We start from the raw sequence: 17277 nt of genomic DNA, 5'->3' as shown, positions 1-17277 counted from the left end.
GCCATAACCACACTATTAAAGGCAAAAACCGACCGAGCTGCATCATAAAAACTTACTCACTTTGTTGCTTCTTTGTTTAGCTGCGCGATTACTTTATTAATAAAAACATCAGGGCTTTCAAATTGCATTTCTTCTGACTTTATATCGACAGCAACTTGTATGGTATGTGCCTTATTAAGCACCTTTCCTGTGGCTAAATCATAAATTTCATAAGCAATTTTCATTCTCGATTCATATTCAACCAAGAAAGCATAAACCCGAATATTATTGGCAAACTTAGCCGAAGCTACATACTTAAGACGCATATCAACAATAGGCCAAATATAACCTGACTCTTCCATGCTCAGGTAGTTATAACTTAATTTATCAAGTAATACACAACGGGCATCTTCAAGGTATTTCACATAATGCCCATGCCAAACAATACGCATAGAATCAACATCATAAAAGGGTACTTTAATATCAATATAACTTGATATCAAAGCCTTTTCAGCCGTTTTTCCCAAGACAATACTTGCTGCTTGGCTTAATGTTTTGCTTGAGGTATTGCCCTGTTCATTAGGCGTCATATAGCGACCAACGTTGTGATTGAATATAACTAATAGTTTGTCTAAGTAGTTTATCTGTTGGGCGATCTTCTTCAAGTAATTCAAAGAATCCGCTGATATCATTTAACATGTCGCGAATATCTGGTGTAAGTGATTTTTCATCTATTTCACCATTAATGATACGGATACGTATGCCTTGCACACTGGCTAATAACGTTGCCGCAAGTACTTGCTCGGTTAGTTCTAATATACGTAAACAATCACGAGCCGCTATGGTACCCATGCTTACTTTATCTTGGTTATGACATTCAGTAGAGCGCGAAAACACACTTGCCGGCATCGTTAATTTCAATGCTTCAGCAGTCCACGCTGAACAACCAATTTGAATCGCTTTAAAGCCGTGATTAATATAGCGACGTTCTGCTGTCGCTGCGCTTAGGTTAGATGGCAAACCATGATTCATTTTCACATCAACTAACGTCGCTATTTGTCTATCAGCCAAATCAGCTAAGTTCGCGATACAGTTTTTCATCGAATCCATTGCCATGGCAATGTGACCACCGTAGAAGTGTCCACCATGTAAAACATGTTCACCAATACCATCAATAATTGGATTATCGTTAGCAGAATTTAATTCGTTTTCAATCATGCTACGTAACCAAGGCAAGCTATCTTCGAGTACGCCAATAACATGGGGTGCACAACGAATCGAATATCTATCTTGTAAACGATGAGAGTTACGAGGATGCTCATGATGGTTTAAATCATTTTGAATACGTCGAGCAACTTCTATTTGTCCCGGGTGGGGTTTAACGCTAAATAAAATGTCGTCAAAGTGATGACTATTACCTTTCAAAGCCAAACTTGATAAGGCGGTAATACGTGTCATTAATTTACTGGCATATTGGCCACGGTCGAAGGCTTGACAAGCAAGTGCTGTCATAACAGCGGTACCGTTCATAATAGCTAACCCTTCTTTAGGTCTTAGCTTGATTGGTTTTAAACCTTCTTGTTCAAATGCTTGCGCAGAGTTGACGATTTCACCTTTATAGTAAGTATCACGTTCGCCAATAAGCGTGCCTGCAACATAAGAAAGTGGTGTTAAATCGCCACTAGCCCCAACAGAGCCTTCTTCTGGGATCACAGGGACTATTTCTCGGTTTACTAATTCGACGAGTAAATTAAGTAAATCCCAACTTACGCCTGAGAATCCCTGAGATAAGGAAGCTAAACGTGTCGCTAAAATCATTTTACCTTGTTCTATGGTAAAGAATCGTCCTAAACCACAACCGTGAAAACGGGTTAAATGTATCGGAAGCTCGTCGACTAGCGACATAGGCACTTCTACAGTACAAGAATCACCATAACCTGTGGTTACACCGTAAATGTGGCCTTCTTCTCTAAGAAGTTTATCTAAAAATGCTACACCTTTATCTACTTTTTCATGAAAATGGGCATCATCACTTAAGCTTACTTTGGCATCATCTTTCACTACGCTAACAATATCTTCGATAGTCAAACGACCATAACCAAATACAAGCTTATTTTGCGGTGCTTTACTCACGTACATCTCCATTTTGGCTTCATCAGCCAAATTATTCATTGTTTGTATTAGGCTTTTCTTGCGGCAGCTCTGCAGGCTTAGCCACTGTTTGCCAAAAATTAAAAAAGTTATACCACTGATATGGGGCTAACAGAACATGTTTTTCTAAACGTTGTGCAAAACGCTTAGTTAAGTCATTAAAATATTGCTGTCTTTCTTTACGCTTTACCTTAACAGGGTCGGCGAGTTTTTCGATGTAGGTCCGATAACGACCTTTTTCTTTAAGACAGAAAATAGTAAATACGGGACAGTCCATAATGGTGGCTAAGGCAAAAGGTCCTACAGCAAAGGGAGCGTCTTCCCCTAAAAATGGTGCGAAACTAACGGAATTGGGATTGTTGACAGACGTTCTATCGGCAAAAATAACCACCACTTCACCATCTTCAATTTTCTGCTTTAGCTTGATGCTATCATCTGGACCAAAGTTATTAATGTGAATAAAGTTAATGGCCGACTCAGCATTAACTTTTTTTAAGAAGTTATTAAATGAAGGGGTATGCTCGTTATAAGTAATGACATTCAGCGGCTTTTTATTGTCGCCATGGCTAAAAATAGCACGACATACTTCCATGTTACCTAAATGAGCACTAAAAATCACCGCGCCTTTATTACCCGAAGAGAGCATTTTATAACCCTCATCACCAACAATATCTATATCGTCAATACTGACCTTTCCAAGCCACGCATCAAATTTATCAATAATGGATAAACCAAAGGAGAAGAATACTTTAAAGCCCTCATTAAATTTAGCTAAACCTGTTTTTTTAGCTTGTCCCTGGCAGACATGATAATTATCTAAATAATACCAAACAGCCTGCCTTGCACTACGACCTGTTAGATAAAAATAAAACATCACTGGTGTAAGACATACTTTGAATAGACCTTTACCAAAGATTTTGTAAATAAATATTAAGGTTTCAATGCCGAACATAGAGCCACGTTCAGTCACTTTTGACCAATGCTGTTGCTTTTTCATTTAATTACTTACCGTAGGCTGATCCGTGAATTTTCTAAATATAATTCTCGGTAAGCGCCATAACATGCCAAAGAACAATCGGGTATGCATCAATGAAATTAACACATTGTCATCAAAAACATTAAAATGAGACAGACCATTTTCAGGATAAAGTACTTTCGTTTTGACAAAATGCATAGGCACACCTTGCCAATGTAACTTCACCATCACCTCAATATCAAAGTCCATTTTATTCCCTAAATGGCTCGATTGGGTAAGCTGATGATATGCCGCTAACGGATAAACACGAAAGCCGCACATTGAATCTTTAATATCGATTGAGAGTGTTTCAATATAAACCCAAAAATGGGTAATAAAACGCCCGTAATAACGGCCTTTTGAAATACTGTCATCATAAATTGGCTGACCGCTTAATAAAGCCTGCGGATTGGCAAGTGATAACTTAAGCATTCGGTCAACATCACTAAGATCGTGCTGTCCATCGGCATCCACTTGTAATGCATGACTCCAACCCGCTTGATAGGCGGCAGTTAAACCTGTTTTTACTGCAGCGCCTTTACCACCATTTTGTGCTCTGCGAATAAGGATAACTTGATGAAAGTTTGTATCAATAGCCGCTAACACTTGCTGAGTATCGTCATTGCTACCGTCATCGACCAAGATAATAGGTAAACCAAAAACCACTAACGCTTTAATCGTGTCAGCTATAACCAAGTGGTGATTGTAATTAGGAATAACAAAACCGTATGCTAATGTTTTTCCCTGTTGCTGAGTTACCGTTTGTTCAACTACTTGCGTCATTTTAGTCATTAAGCGAAAACCACTTTGCCTGAGGCATGTTGACCATGATCAGAGAGATAACTAAAGCTATATTTATTTGGCTTTATTTTTTCAAGCGTTAAGTTAACTTGATAACCCGGTCTAACAATGTGCTGAAATTTTAATGCATCAACACTAACAAGTGTGCTGATGTCGATAGCAAAATATTGCGCTAAATAGTTCATCACCCAATCAAGCTGAGTCACTCCGGGAAGAATTGGTGCTTCGGAGAAATGACCTTGAAAGTAATATAAATTTTCAGGAATAGTTAAGTTCAACTCAACACGGTTACTACTATGCTCAATTAACTCAAGCTCCGCTTGATAAACAAAATCAGTCAAACAAACTCTCCAAGTATTTTTTATTCAATTTACCCTGGCTGTTGTAGGGTAATTGTTCAAGGTATCTAAATTTTCTAGGCACAACAATCGCTTCAAAATATTGTTTAAGATACGCTTTTAATTGACGGTCGAAATTAAATTTTTTGTCTTCAGAAAAAGCGATTTCGCCTGCACTAGACAACTCAGCAACGACGGCTAAGCAGCGTCTTTTATCTGCTTGGTCGTGAACAAGTACATAAGCTTGTGCAATCCATTCGTGCTCAGTTAAGCGTGCGCCTAACTCATCTAATGAGCAGCGTTTTTCTTCAATTTTGACAATTCTATCAGCCCTACCTAAGAGTTTAAATCTTTGTTTATCGATTAACTCAACTCTGTCATCGGTTTGATACCATTGCTGGTTATCAACATAAGGGGATAATATAGCAAGCCGCTGCGTTTCAGAATCAGCAAGGCATTGTATTTCACTAAACACTTGCCAGCTTTCATCATCAAGTGAGACACGCTGTCGCCAAGCAATACCACCCGTTTCTGTACTACCAAAGACTTCTATTGGTCTGATATTTAATTCACTATACAAGGCAACAGATGCCGCTGCGTTAAGTGGACCCCCTGAAGAAAACAACATGTGTAACTGATCACGAACTTCAGCCAAGACATTATCGTTGAGTAAGCGGTGGTAGTACGCAGGACTTGAGATTAAACAGATATCACGATTAGGTAGTTGCTTAATTTTTTGCACTAAATGTTCAGGGTAAGCAAAGGCTTGTAGATACAGATCTCGTCCTGACCACAAAGGCCATAATAATTTAAACAACAGACCATAAATATGTTGATGCGAGACTGTCGCCATCACCAATGCAGCATCACTATCACCATTATCTAACTGCTTGGAGAATGTTTTTTCTAATTGCTCAACTTCAATAATGAGTTGATTAAATTTTTTATAAATTGCTTTAGCTTGTCCGCTTGAGCCTGAAGTAAAAAAAACAATATCACTCTCAGGGTTAAGTACTAGGTTTACATCATTTATAGCGGTATCGGTATTATGAGTTAATAAGTCATTTAAGGCGCTAATATCAAAATAAGGATATTCATCAACTAAGTCTCTATTATCAGGGTTTTGCGATTCATTACGATCCCCTAAAAAAATGTCGGCATGAACCATACATTGCTCAAGCTGCAAAGGTTGACCATTAGGTGGTAAAACAATGCGTTTATTGGCAGCAACTAAAGCAAAAAAATAGAGAGAAAAAAGATAACTATCCTGACAAAAAAGCAACCAAGTTTTTTGTGGTTGCTCACTAAATTTATCTTTCAAATAAATGACTTGCTGCTGCCACAGAGAAAAGCTGACACCTTGTTCGATAAAATGTGATGATTGCTTTGGAAACTTCATATTTGGCTAATTTTTTTAACGATTAAAAGTGATTTATTAAATAATTGATTATATGATTATATGATTATTTTGCTAAAAGTCATTTACATCTATCTATTGATTTACTGGTTTTATTCGCTAAATTACGCTTTGTTACCACAAAACGTACTCCAAACTCTCCTGCCATCAATAAGCCCATTAATACATAAGAAATCAAGCCATTATAAACGAGCCATACTTGTTCATTTTCATGAAAAATAGTGCCCGTAGCAATAAGCGCATTAAGTATAAAAAATCCACACCAAACTTGCGTTACTCGCCGAGTATAAGCGACACCGTGCTCATCAAGTTCCTCACGTAAACGAGCAATAATTTCAACAACACTCGGTGGTTTATATAAGGAGTAACCGAAAATAGCTAAAAAGCTCAGACTCATTACGACAGGGTAAAATTTTAGTGCAAGCGCTGAATTAGCAACCATACTAAAAGTGAGTAGCGATAATACGGTAACTAAGACAATATTTGCATGAGGAATTGTAACGCGTTTACCGGGAGAGTTGAGATGTCGTACAATAAAAAGGATGGCAAAAAATGCGGCAAGAATACCAGGTTCGATATATTGTAAGCCGAAATATACCGCGACAGGATAGGTTATGAGCAAAAGAGCCAGTAACGCGTTTTTCATAATTTTTAACTAGAGTGTTTCAAATAGGCAAGATTACCGCTAACGCATTGTTATAGTTAGCGGTTTAGCGAGCATTTAATCTAATAATTTTTTGATCGCAACGATGACATCTTCAACAGTACGGACTTGTTTAAAATCATCTGGTTCGATTTTTTTACCCGTTTGCTCTCTTAACTTAACCACAAGATCAACGGCATCAATACTGTCTAAATCAAGATCTTCATACAAATTTGCTTCGAGCGTTATATCTTCAGCTTCCACTTCAAAAGCTTCTTCTAAAATATTACTAAGCATGGTAAATAGTTGTTCATTTGTCATTGCATTACTCACTTAAGTACGACTCGCCGCAATAAATTCACATAAGGTTTTTACTGAATAAAAGTGTTTTTTACTATCATCAGAATTATTATCTATCTTTACTTCATAGGCTTTTTTGATTGCCACACCTAGCTCTAAGGCATCAATTGAGTCCAACCCTAAACCATCAACAAAAAGAGCATCTTCATCATCAATATCTGCCGGCTCTATGTCTTCGAGATCTAAGGTCTCAATAATTAACTGCTTTACTTCTTCACTTAAATTATTCATTTTCCAACAATTCCTTTAACAACTTTAAGTTAATGTGACTAGCTTACGGCTCGATTCAATTGCCATGAATGACGCTTACTTTTAACATTAACTTGTTTACTGTTACTGTAATAAAAATTTAAAAAATCTAAAACCTGCATGCGCTTATTTTCTATTTGCTGATGGTCTTCATTAGCTTGCAAAGTTAATGAATAGACTTCATCACCCTGCCCTGCAGGTGCTAATAAAAGTGCACAGGCTATAGCGACCTCATCTTGAGCAACATATTTTTTGTATATTTCAGGTACCAATATTTCGGTGAAAACCACTAATACTTGCGAGTACTCATTAGCTGAAAGCTTACATAAAGCATCAATTATAGCGGTAAAAAAGGTATCTTCACCTGCAGAAATTGCCGTTAACGGCGCTTTATTACCCGTATAAATACTAAACAAACCACCTACCGCATTATGAACAGACAAGCCAAACAGTGTTGGTGATAAGTCTTCTTTCGCGGCGACATCATTAATCAGCTTATTAGTTTTAATAAGGTCTCCATGGCGAGAAGCAAAAACACTTGGCACAGTAGTTATACACTCATCAGCAGCACTTAACGCACAATGTAAGGCCAATTTAGCAAAAGGACTTAAGCGACGACGCTGCATTGCAGGTATTTGCTTCAACGGTGGTAATTCTTGCGCATCACTCAGTGAAATTTCACCTTGAGCATAGCTTTGCCAATCTTGGATAGTGGTTAAACCTCCTCCCCAAGCAACACACTGTTTAATGGTAAAATCCACGCTAAAGCACTCTTTAAAACCGTGATAAAATATGGCTCAGAATTTTACCTAAGCATGCATACCTATTCAAGTTAAAAGCCACTTTTAGTGAAAGATAAATGCATATTCCGCAACTTTACTCACCATTAAAGCTAAATTCGTGCATTTAACTTACATTACCCTCGCTAAAAAACATGAAAAAAACACCATCATTCAGAGAAATTCATGGTCGAAAATGGCTCCAGATTAACAAGAAAGAAAAATATATCTCTCTTAAGTTAAACTACACTTAAAGTAAGCTTTATTTACTTGTAAATTTAAACAACACAAAGCATTATTAAAGATGAGAGTAATAATGATTAGAAATCTAGATATGCTTAATAAGATTGCCGTGTTCCCTAGGTATAGCCCCACTAACCAATCCTATTTGACGTTAGTTTTTCTACTCGTTTTTATGTTTTTTATTAGCGTGCAATCTTTTGCATTAACCGTTCACCCTGCTTGGCTGCAAGAATCTCTTGCTAAAGCAGACAAACTTAATGATAAAAATCCGGCTCTAGCACTTGAATTTACTCAAGACTTATTTAACCTGCACAACAATAAATTAACGTCATCGGCAAAATCGGCATTAATTTCTCGGCTAGCGGCATATCAATATTACTTAGGAAATATTGCAGAAAGCCTAAAACATATCGATCAGTTCTATGCATTATCTCCCGATTTAAGCAGTAGTGAGGGCATTTCATTATTGCTTATTCATGGTGGTGTTCTTGATGAATTAGGTAAATCAAAGCAAGCAATGGATTTATATTTACAAGCAGAAAAGAATGCAAAAGCCACAGAGAATAAAAAATTACTCGCTGAGTCTTATAGTTCAATAGCCATCTGGTACTCTGGTAACCATAACGACAGTGAGGCAATAAAATATTTTCATCAAGCCTATTTACACCTAAAAGAGTTAGGTGACGAATTAGAGCTAGCTTATTTAAAAATACAAATGTCTAGCGCATACTCCTATATTCATGACGATGAAAAAGCGATTAGCTTGGCAAAAGAAGCCATTGATTACTTCAACCAACATGAATATTATTTTGACGAACTATTTGCTCAAAATACCTTAGCCAGAAATTATATGGCAATGAAAGAATTCGATAATGCGATTAACACCTATCAACGCGTTATAGAGCTATCACAGTTAGAAGGTCAAGAGAATCTAATAGACGTCGCTTACTTAGGTTTAGCTAAAGCTTACCAGCGGAAAAAAGACAATAATAAGGCACGTCATTACTTTTCTTTATACCAAAAAGTACACGCCTACTCTGATAGCCCCTTTGCTCAAATTGATGACTTATTTCTCAGCGCATTAATTGCTTTCTCTGACAAAGATATTGTATTAGCTCAGCAGAATATAAAACAAGCCGAAGCTATTTTATCTCCCTTAGAAAAAGAAACCGTGCTCTCTTGGTACATTCAAATATTAGATCTAAAGGCTGATATCGCAGTATTTCACCAAGACTACCAAAACGCTTATCAATACCAAAAAGAAGCGCGTAAGTTGTTTCGCAGCTATCAAAATAACGAACGAGAAAAAGTACGTTCCAAATATAAAGTGATGTTTGATACCGACCAAGCACTGTTAAAAAACCAACTACTTGAGCGCGATAAACTATTAGATAAGGCGGAACTTGAAAGCGCGGCCCAACAACAGAAATTACAAACATTACTTACCGTTGTCATTTCCCTACTCGCTCTTGGTTTAATATTCTTTATTTACCGACAACGTATAAATAGTGAAAGACTACACAAACTAGCCAATACCGATATGCTAACTGAACTAGCTAACCGTCGTTGCACCTTTATCTATGCTGAAAGCATGTTAGCTCAAGCCAAGAAGTATAAACAAAACTTTGCCATTATCATTTTCGATATTGATCATTTTAAAAAAATTAATGATACCTATGGCCATCCCGCGGGGGATATTGCGTTGAAGGATATTGCCAGTATAGCTAATGAATATGTTAGAAAAAACGACATATTAGGTCGAATTGGTGGCGAAGAGTTTTTAGTCATACTGCCAAACACCTCTTCAAAACAGGCCTATGAAATCGCAGAACGAATCAGAAAAGCGATTGAGACCAAAGATATTACTCTGGGTACTCAGGTAGTCAATATCTCGGCAAGTTTTGGTATATCTCAGTTAGCCCAAAATCAGCCAAACTTTAATCAAATATTTCATGAAGCGGATATTGCTTTATACCAAGCTAAAAATAACGGTAGAAATCGTATATCGCTAGCGAGTTGATTAAATAAAATATCCCTTACTTATCAACATCACCTCACCAATATGCTGAAAAGTTCAGAGCCAATAAGGCCTTGCATTGTCAACGGTTATTTAAGCCAAAATCAGATTACCAAACAATTAATATAATAGATCCCGATAAGACAACTCGGGAATTACGGTAACTTGGATTGGGAGTAATTAAAATGATGACTCGTACTATTTATTTAATGTTTTATCAAATCGCTAAAACTCTCCTCTTTAACTAGCTTTTGTTTCGCTCCATACGCAATGCGATGTGTACCATGACAACGTGCACACGCTAAGACGGCTAAAGTACCAAGATCTCGCCCCTGTTGTTTCGCTGTACCTGACTCTAATGACTCATTTAAACTACTCAATGTTTTTTTCATCGCTTCATTAGGGTAAGGCTTGCGATCTTTTTTATGACAATCAACACAAGTTTCACCAAGCGTATTCATTCCATGATTGAGCTCAGCTAATGAAGTTAATGCCAGTGATTTATTACCATCTTGCGCTGATATTTTTATTTGATTGATTTGTCTTGTTAGTGTATCCATGTGATTAACAAAGCTAAGTTGGGGAGTGATCTGAATTTTTGAAAAATCTGGTGTTCTATAAGTCAAAGCCGTAAGGGCTTGATAGTCATCATGGCAAGAATCACAACTTTCCTGCAAAACTTTATGCTGAACTAATACTGAAGAGAAATCTTTTTTGTCACTAGCATTACTCAAATCCGCCATAGTACTCACTGCTAATTTTTTTTGCCAATTTGGCACCATTTCAGCAATTTTAAAGTAGTGCTTATCCAGCTGCACCACCCACTTTTGTAAATACTCTGCATTTTTTGTTTCTGCATAAAATGCTACAGCCTGCATTTCACGGCGCAGTTTAAACATATTATGCAGCCAAACTTGACGCTTATTTTCAGGTTTATACCATTGTGCCAATTCAGTTGGCGGTTTTTTAACTAACTTAACTTTATCTTGATGCTTATAAACGAGTCCTGATACTACTAACAGGATAATAGCTTGTAAAATAATGAAATAACGCCAACGCATATCTAAGCACTCTGTTTGGTTTAATGAGTATCAGTGTATTTCAAATAAAATTAATGGTTATTGATTTGGCATAAAAAAAGAGCCTTAAAGCTCTTTTATTTCATCGACACGTTAACCAAGGTAGGTTAAATAAATTAGAAGGCGAAACGCACACCAATTGCGGCATCCACACTGAATTTAAAGTCATCATCAAAATCAGCTACGGGTTGTACTTGTCCATATAAATCCCAGCCCTTTGCAAAGTACCAAGAAACTCCCACTGGCGCACGTACTCCAAAACCATGATCCCAGCCAGCCCAACCGCCGCCAGCAAAATACCAAGACAATGGTGTTGTGTTATCAAATCGTCCTTTTTTAACCAAGTAATCAACCGCAAAACCACTATCACCTAAGACAATATTATAGCGATCGATTTGAGCAACAAGACTTAAATCCATATCAAGCGCGACACCCAGCTTTACGTCTGCTTTAGCAATATTCGATAAAAATAATGAAAGCACTAGCATGCTTACTAATATGATATTTTTCATTTTAATCCTAAGTTAAAATTATTCTAATAAATTGGCGCTATTGTAACGATTTTAAATACCTAAACAAGGTTAGCGCGTTTGATTGACCAATAGTTAGCTAGTGGGCTTGGTATTATACCCAAGCTCCTTGATAATGCATTTTTCAGAGTTACTAACTTAAGTAATTTTTTATTATCATTCATTGTCTTCTGTTAACTAAGACCCGTTAATTATATAACTTGCGCTAATTGCGCCGCCTCTAAAATAGCGCGTTCAGCATCAACACTACTGGCGTTTTTAGCGCCACCAATTAAATGACAAGGCTTATCGGTAATCGTCTCAGCCAAGCTATTTTCTTCAAGCTGGCCTGTGCAGTTAATAATATGATCAACTACTAATAATCTAGGTTTACCGCGCACTAAAAGATGTAAACCTTGCTGGTCTATCTTTTCATAAGTCACACCAACGGTCATTTTCACTTTTTTATTTTTCAAATGCTGGCGATGAATCCAGCCAGTGGTTTTCCCTAAATCAGCCCCTGGTTTTCGTAAGCGCCGTTGTAACATAGTAATGGTACGCAACGCTGGCTCAATAGCTTTTTCCGTTAAACCACCAGCTTGTTTAAGGGAGAGGTCAATGCCCCATTCTTGCATAAATTTATTTTCGATGCTTGGTGCTCTATTGCTTGGATCGCCAGTCTCATTTACGAGGAAAAGCGCAACATCAAAGCCGATACCACCACCCCCGATAATAGCGACATGTTGACCCACTTGTTTTTTACTCAGCAATACATCTTGATAACTTAGTACTTTACCGCTATTTATCCCCTCGACTAAACCAGGAATATCAGGCACTCTAGCACGTACACCTGTGGCTAAAACAACTTCATCGTAATCTGCTAAATCACTACTGCTAACACGAACATTTAACTTAATTTCGACCCCTAACTTAGGTAGAATCGCTTTGAAATAACGTAAGGTATGTAAAAACTCTTCTTTGCCAGGCACTTTACTCGCTAAGTTAAATTGACCACCAATTTTATCATTGGCTTCAAAAAGGGTAACTTGATGACCACGTTGTGCCGCATATTTTGCAAAGGCTAATCCTGCAGGCCCAGCGCCAACCACAGCTAATTTTTTCACCTGTTTAGCCGCAGTAAAATTCAGGGTAGTTTCATTACAGGCTCTTGGATTAACCAAACATGAAGCTGTTTTGCGAACAAATATTTTATCTAAACAGCCTTGATTACAGGCAATGCAGGTATTAATTTCATCTGATTTTCCCGCCATGGCCTTGTTAACGAAATTACTATCAGCTAAAAAAGGCCGAGCCATTGAAACTAAGTCAGCTTGATTATTGGCAATTATTTGCTCCGCTTGCTCTGGCGTGTTGATGCGATTACTGGTGATCACCGGAATACTAATATGTTGTTTAATATTTTCACTTAACGGCACAAATAAACCACTGGGCACAGAAGCAGCAATGGTTGGCACTCTCGATTCATGCCAGCCAATACCGGTATTAATAATATTTACGCTATGGTGCTCTAGCAATTTAGCTAAAGTGATCACTTCTTTTGCTGAGCTACCTTGCTCAATTAAGTCAATCATGGATAAACGGAAAATTAATAAAAAGCCATTACCCACTGCTGCACGGGTGCGTTTAACTATTTCTAGTGCGAAACGAATACGGTTTTCAAAGCTGCCCCCCCAATTATCTGTGCGCTCGTTCGTTGCTTTAACAATAAATTGGTTAATGAGATAACCTTCTGAGCCCATAATTTCAACACCGTCATAGCCAGCTTGTTTAGCAAGAACGGCACTTTGTACAAAATCATGAATTTGGTTTTCTATTTCATTAACGGTTAACGCGCGAGGTGCGTATAAGCTGATAGGTGCTTGAATAGCTGATGGCGCAACTTGATTAGCGTGATAACCATAACGACCGGCATGGAGAATTTGCATACAAATTTTACAGTCAAATTCATGTACGGCATCAGTGATCACTTGATGATCTTTAACATCACTTTGCTGTTGCATAATAGCTCTATCTGGCGCAACAATACCACTTTGGTTAGGTGATATTCCTCCGGTGATAATCAAGCCGACACCACCTTTTGCGCGTTCACGATAAAAAGCAGCAACTCTAACAAAACCTTGATCGGTTTCTTCTAAGCTAGTATGCATAGAGCCCATCACCACACGATTTTTAAGTACGATGTTTGCTAAGGCGAGTGGCTTTAATAAATGGGGAAAGGACATAACATACTCAATAACCTAGTTAAATTGGCGAACACCTAAGAGCTAAACTGGATTACAACAGACAGAAAATTAGCGCTAGACTAGCAAAAATGAGTTTTTCTTGCAAAAAAATCATCTTGTTCTACTTGCTAAGAGCTACATTTATTATTAGCTAATTCAGACTCAACACTTGCCCACAATTAACTTTTGGCAATGGCCTCAACAAAAAAACTTTCCAGTCTTTGATTATACTGACGTACTTGCTTGCTGATATTATTGCTATCAAACGTACTATCAAAACTTGGTGGTCTCAGCGAATTATCAATTAACTCAGCACTAAATTGTGCCTTATATGCTGGTACTTTATACCAAGGCTCTGATTTGGTTAATGTGGTCGGTTTGACTTGAATGAGCACAGTACTTATACCGGATTCTTGATTAGTGAGATGTGCATTATCCGATAAACAGCGTAAAGCAATATTAGCAGCACCGCGTTGGAATTTAATGTCTTGTCCTGGTTTAGTGCGCGTTCCTTCAGGAAAAATTATCAAGTTATTACCAGCAGCTATAGATTTTTTACAATCAATCAATAGCCCTTCAGGCTCAGCATTACTGATATAACCGGTATTTTTAAAAACTCGACGTAAAAAGGGATTAGTAAATAAATGCGCTTTGACTACACAATCAGCATTAGGAATTATTGATATGAGTACCACAACATCTATCAATGATGGATGGTTAGCAAGCACCAACTGACCATTGATTTTACTTAACTTTTTAGCCCTGACCAAGTCAAAACTAAAAACGCCAGTAAAAGCCATCATACCGATAAAGAATTTAAAAATATAATGAACAGTTTTACGCGCTATTTTTTTTTGCTTAGCTACATCGTTAATAAATAGTTTTTGCAAAGGGAAAATAAAAAAGGATAAAAATACGCCACCTAGACCAAAAAATGCGAAACAAAAGCCTGTTGCTACAATCCGCCAAAGATGATTTAAAGATTTGAACATAAGGTATTTACTGCAGAGTATTTCTTATAATTATGTTCCGATATTATCACTATCACCAGCACTAACCTAGCAACAGATAAAGTTATTCTTTTAATCGAAGTTACTAAAGTGTAACTGCTACTTGTTAACGCCGATTACAGCATTTACTATGAGACATAATATAAAACCATTTACCGCAAAACTAGGTTGTCCATGTTTAATCAAATAACAAAGAAAAATACCCGAACGCTTCTTTCTCTTATCGGTATAGCGACTGCAAGTTTAACCCTTGCCAACACAGCTAATGCTACTATTGTTGAAATTAAAACATCACTCAGTACAGAAAGTATTAAAGTTAACTTGTTTGATACAACGACACCTGAGACGGTGAAAAATTTCCTCAACTATTTAAATGAAGGGCATTATACTAATTCAGTAATACATCGTGCTGTTCCTGACTTTATTGTTCAAGGCGGTGGCTTTGAATTTACTGGTGAATGGCCTTTAACCGCTTTAGTTTCTGATGCCCCTGTAATAAACGAGCCAGTTTATTCTAATGTCCAAGGCACCATCGCCATGGCGAAAAAAGGCAACAATGTTCATAGTGCTACCAACCAATGGTTTTTTAACTTAAAAGATAATAGCGACAACTTAGATAGACAAAATGGTGGTTTTACCGTTTTTGGCCAAGTAATTAGCGGTATGGATATTATAGAAAATATAACCCTACTTACGCTATGTACATCTGAAGGCCTAGAAGGCATTCCTATGGTGATGGATAACAGTCAAACATGTGGTGATATGAGTGCGCCTGGCATGGAAAATTTTGTTGTTATTGAATACGTAGGTATTTTTGATAATACAAAAGTAACTGACAGCGACTTAATCCCATTAAAATCAAAAGAACCTGATAGTGATGGTGATGGCGTGATAGACATAGCTGATGCTTTCCCAAGTGATGCTAATAAATATTTAAAGGAAGCTGAAGAAAGCGATGGTGGTTCTATTGCTTGGTTTTCAATTGTTATGTTAGCGCTAGTATCAACACGAAAACGTATTTTAAAGCGTTAAGTTAAGCAAAAAAAGTCAATAAAAAAGCAGCGTATCATCTAGTGATTTCGCTGCTTTTTTTGTTTAATTCTTAGCTATCAGTATTAATCTTCTAACTTCGAATATTATTAACCTTTGAAGTACTAACCTCGTGTGAACTCTGGGTAAGCTTCCATACCACAATCAGAGATATCAACACCTTCATACTCTTCTTCAGCACTAACTCGAATACCGATAATCTTCTTCAGAGCAAACCAAACAACAAAACTAGTACCAAATACCCAAACAAAGATAGTTGCTGCACCAATGAGCTGACCACTGAAGCTAGAGGCTGAGTTAGTGATTGGCACAATCATCAAACCAAAGAAGCCAACAACACCGTGTACAGAGATAGCACCTACAGGATCATCAATTTTAATTTTGTCTAATGCTAAAATGGACATCACTACAATAACGCCAGCGATAGCACCAAAGATTGTTGCTTGTAATGGTGATGGTGTCGAAGGCTCAGCAGTAATCGCTACTAAACCTGCTAAAGCACCGTTTAATGTCATGGTTAAATCTGCTTTTTTGAATAGTATTTTAGCGAAGATAAGTGCTGAAATTGCACCTGCTGCAGCTGCTGCGTTGGTATTTAAAAACACCATAGCTACTGAGTTAGCACTATTAATGTCAGCAAGTTTTAACACTGAACCACCATTAAAACCAAACCAACCCATCCATAAAATAAAGGTACCTAATGTTGCCATTGGTAAGTTAGCACCTGGAATGGCATTAACTTTGCCGTCTTTACCGTATTTTCCTTTACGAGCGCCAAGTAATAAAACACCCGCTAATGCTGCAGAAGCACCAGCCATATGAACAATACCTGAACCAGCAAAATCTGAGAACCCTAAGTCACCTAACGTATACAAACCAAAGACTGCCTCACCGTTCCAAGTCCAGCTACCTTCCATCGGATAGATAAAGCCAGTTAATACCACGGTAAATGCTAAGAAAGCCCATAATTTCATACGTTCTGCAACAGCACCTGAAACAATCGACATCGCCGTTGCAACAAAAACTACTTGGAAGAAGAAATCAGAAGCGTTTGAATAAACCGCACCACCATCAAAGCCGGCTTCAGCAGATTCAGCTAATACAGCACCAACAAGTGCTTCTGCATCACTAGCACCGTCAAGCGCTATACCATTTAAGAAAATACCACCGCCGTACATAATATCGTAACCGACGATAAGATACATGATGCAAGCGATTGCATATAACGCGACGTTTTTCGTCAAAATTTCGGTAGTGTTTTTAGCTCGTACCAAGCCAGCTTCAAGCATTGAGAAGCCCGCAGCCATCCACATAACCAAAGCACCACAAATAAGAAAATAAAAGGTATCTAAAGCGTACTGTAATTGAAATATATTTTGTTCCATAATCATTCT

General features: G+C 37.5%; 17 protein-coding genes. 2 read left to right on the top strand and 15 right to left on the bottom strand.

Annotated features, from left to right (window positions below):
- Positions 1–56: 56 nt before the first annotated feature.
- The 10 genes from CXF71_RS14825 to CXF71_RS14780 all read right to left on the bottom strand — a co-directional run bounded on the left by CXF71_RS14825 (position 57) and on the right by CXF71_RS14780 (position 7714).
- The gene (locus tag CXF71_RS14825; RefSeq protein ID WP_101233727.1) at positions 57–569 is read right to left on the bottom strand and encodes an acyl-CoA thioesterase; all 513 of its coding nucleotides are present in this window, start codon (positions 567–569) and stop codon (positions 57–59) included.
- Positions 559–2118 carry an HAL/PAL/TAL family ammonia-lyase gene (locus tag CXF71_RS14820; RefSeq protein WP_101234205.1) on the bottom strand — a complete coding sequence of 520 codons (1560 nt, stop codon included), beginning with the start codon at positions 2116–2118 and terminating at the stop codon, positions 559–561. Before CXF71_RS14820 ends, CXF71_RS14825 begins: the two co-directional genes overlap by 11 nt.
- A gap of 25 nt (positions 2119–2143) precedes the next feature.
- Entirely contained in the window at positions 2144–3127 is a 984-nt protein-coding gene (locus tag CXF71_RS14815; RefSeq protein WP_101233726.1) for an LpxL/LpxP family acyltransferase, read from the bottom strand.
- Complete coding sequence (locus CXF71_RS14810; protein ID WP_232771502.1) at positions 3128–3937, bottom strand: glycosyltransferase family 2 protein; 810 nt, start codon at positions 3935–3937, stop codon at positions 3128–3130.
- Complete coding sequence (locus CXF71_RS14805; protein ID WP_101233725.1) at positions 3937–4287, bottom strand: ApeI family dehydratase; 351 nt, start codon at positions 4285–4287, stop codon at positions 3937–3939. Before CXF71_RS14805 ends, CXF71_RS14810 begins: the two co-directional genes overlap by 1 nt.
- Complete coding sequence (locus tag CXF71_RS14800; RefSeq protein ID WP_101233724.1) at positions 4280–5683, bottom strand: AMP-binding protein; 1404 nt, start codon at positions 5681–5683, stop codon at positions 4280–4282. Before CXF71_RS14800 ends, CXF71_RS14805 begins: the two co-directional genes overlap by 8 nt.
- Positions 5684–5762: 79 nt before the next feature.
- A complete protein-coding gene (locus CXF71_RS14795; protein WP_101233723.1) occupies positions 5763–6347 on the bottom strand; it encodes a hypothetical protein in 585 nt (194 codons plus the stop codon).
- A gap of 75 nt (positions 6348–6422) precedes the next feature.
- Positions 6423–6665 (bottom strand): acyl carrier protein, encoded by a 243-nt coding sequence (locus CXF71_RS14790; RefSeq protein ID WP_101233722.1) that lies wholly within the window; start codon positions 6663–6665, stop codon positions 6423–6425.
- Positions 6666–6677: 12 nt separating this feature from the next.
- On the bottom strand, positions 6678–6935 hold the full coding sequence (locus CXF71_RS14785; RefSeq protein ID WP_101233721.1) for a phosphopantetheine-binding protein: 258 nt from the start codon (positions 6933–6935) through the stop codon (positions 6678–6680).
- 38 nt (positions 6936–6973) lie between these two features.
- Positions 6974–7714 (bottom strand): beta-ketoacyl synthase chain length factor, encoded by a 741-nt coding sequence (locus CXF71_RS14780; RefSeq protein ID WP_157826774.1) that lies wholly within the window; start codon positions 7712–7714, stop codon positions 6974–6976.
- Between the two features lie 334 nt (positions 7715–8048).
- Here CXF71_RS14780 and CXF71_RS14775 point away from each other — a divergent pair, with 334 nt between their 5' ends.
- Positions 8049–9995, top strand: a complete 1947-nt coding sequence (locus CXF71_RS14775; RefSeq protein ID WP_157826773.1) for a GGDEF domain-containing protein — start codon at positions 8049–8051, stop codon at positions 9993–9995.
- A 203-nt stretch (positions 9996–10198) separates the two neighbouring features.
- Here CXF71_RS14775 and CXF71_RS14770 read toward each other — a convergent pair whose 3' ends face one another.
- The 4 genes from CXF71_RS14770 to CXF71_RS14755 form a co-directional block, all read right to left on the bottom strand.
- The gene (locus tag CXF71_RS14770) at positions 10199–11053 is read right to left on the bottom strand and encodes a multiheme c-type cytochrome (protein WP_101233718.1); all 855 of its coding nucleotides are present in this window, start codon (positions 11051–11053) and stop codon (positions 10199–10201) included.
- Positions 11054–11187: 134 nt separating this feature from the next.
- Complete coding sequence (locus CXF71_RS14765) at positions 11188–11583, bottom strand: hypothetical protein (protein WP_101233717.1); 396 nt, start codon at positions 11581–11583, stop codon at positions 11188–11190.
- 209 nt (positions 11584–11792) lie between these two features.
- Positions 11793–13823 (bottom strand): 2,4-dienoyl-CoA reductase FMN-binding domain-containing protein, encoded by a 2031-nt coding sequence (locus CXF71_RS14760; protein ID WP_101233716.1) that lies wholly within the window; start codon positions 13821–13823, stop codon positions 11793–11795.
- Between the two features lie 179 nt (positions 13824–14002).
- The gene (locus CXF71_RS14755; RefSeq protein ID WP_101233715.1) at positions 14003–14815 is read right to left on the bottom strand and encodes a lysophospholipid acyltransferase family protein; all 813 of its coding nucleotides are present in this window, start codon (positions 14813–14815) and stop codon (positions 14003–14005) included.
- 192 nt (positions 14816–15007) lie between these two features.
- On the opposite strand from CXF71_RS14755, the gene CXF71_RS14750 reads away from it, so the two are divergent.
- The gene (locus tag CXF71_RS14750; protein WP_101233714.1) at positions 15008–15865 is read left to right on the top strand and encodes a peptidylprolyl isomerase; all 858 of its coding nucleotides are present in this window, start codon (positions 15008–15010) and stop codon (positions 15863–15865) included.
- Positions 15866–15987: 122 nt separating this feature from the next.
- On the opposite strand, the gene CXF71_RS14745 is transcribed toward CXF71_RS14750, so the two are convergent.
- Positions 15988–17268: an ammonium transporter gene (locus CXF71_RS14745; protein WP_101233713.1), complete on the bottom strand. Its 1281-nt coding sequence runs from the start codon at positions 17266–17268 to the stop codon at positions 15988–15990.
- Between the last annotated feature and the right edge of the window lie 9 nt (positions 17269–17277).

It is taken from the genome of Colwellia sp. 12G3, assembly GCF_002836775.1.
Taxonomy (GTDB): domain Bacteria; phylum Pseudomonadota; class Gammaproteobacteria; order Enterobacterales; family Alteromonadaceae; genus Colwellia.
Note: the sequence above shows the minus strand (reverse complement) of the source record. Positions and strands in the feature narration are given on the sequence as shown.